The sequence below is a fragment of the Kitasatospora sp. MY 5-36 genome (assembly GCF_001182915.1).
In the GTDB taxonomy this organism is placed as follows: Bacteria; Actinomycetota; Actinomycetes; order Streptomycetales; family Streptomycetaceae; genus Kitasatospora.
In genome coordinates this window covers 1-890 of the sequence record NZ_LFVW01001325.1, presented here as the reverse complement: position 1 = coordinate 890, position 890 = coordinate 1, and the positions used below count along the sequence as shown (strand labels likewise).

1 pseudogene is annotated in these 890 nt (G+C 78.9%); it reads left to right on the top strand.

What is annotated here, in order from left to right:
- Positions 1-890: pseudogene (locus AE652_RS42240) on the top strand (AfsR family transcriptional regulator); the annotation flags it as partial.

Genomic DNA, 890 nt, shown 5'->3' with positions numbered 1-890 from the left:
AGCCGGAGGCCGCCGCCCGCCTCGCCGGGCTCTGCGACCACCTGCCGCTCGCCCTGCGGATCGCCGCCGCCCGCCTGGCCGACCGGCCGGACCGGACGATCGCCGGGCTGGTCGCCGAACTCGCCGACGAACGGACCAGGCTGGCCGTCCTGGACGCCGACGGCACGCTCTCCGTCGCGGGCCGGCTCGGGCTGACCCACCGCCGGCTCTCCGAACCCGCGGCCGAACTGCTCACCGCCCTGGCCGCCCACCCCGGCCGCGAGGTGGACACCCCGGCGGGCGCCGCGCTGCTCGGCAGCGACACCGCGACCGCCCACCGGGTACTCGGCGAGCTGGCCTCCCACCACCTGCTCACCGGCACCGCCCCCGGCCGCCACGCCCGTACCGACCTGGTCCGGCTGTACGGCGCCGGGCTGCTCGCCGAACGGCCCGAACAGCACCGGCGGCTGCTGCGCGACCGCCTGGCCGACCACTACCTCACGGCCCTCGGGCACTGCGGGTCCTTCCTCGACCCCGGCCAGGAGGACACCGCCCCGCCCGCCGGTCCGGCGCAGCCCCTCCCGGCCGTCGGCGACATCCGCACCGCGCTCGACTGGTTCGACGCCGAGGAGCCGGCGGTCTCCGCGCTGGTCGCGTCCCCCGACACCGATCCGGCCCGGGCCTGGCGGCTCGCGCTGACCTGCGGCTCGCTCTACTACGGCGCCAGCCGCTTCACCGACTGGCTCGCCAGCGCCCGGCTGGGGCAGGCCGCGGCCGAACGGTGCGGCGACCCGGTCGCGGTCGCGCTGCTGCTCAACTGCCGGGCGCAGGCCCTGGTCGCGCTGGAACGCCGGCAGGAGTCCGCGGAGGCGGCCCGGAAGGCGGTCGCCGCGGCCGAGTCCGCCACCGGG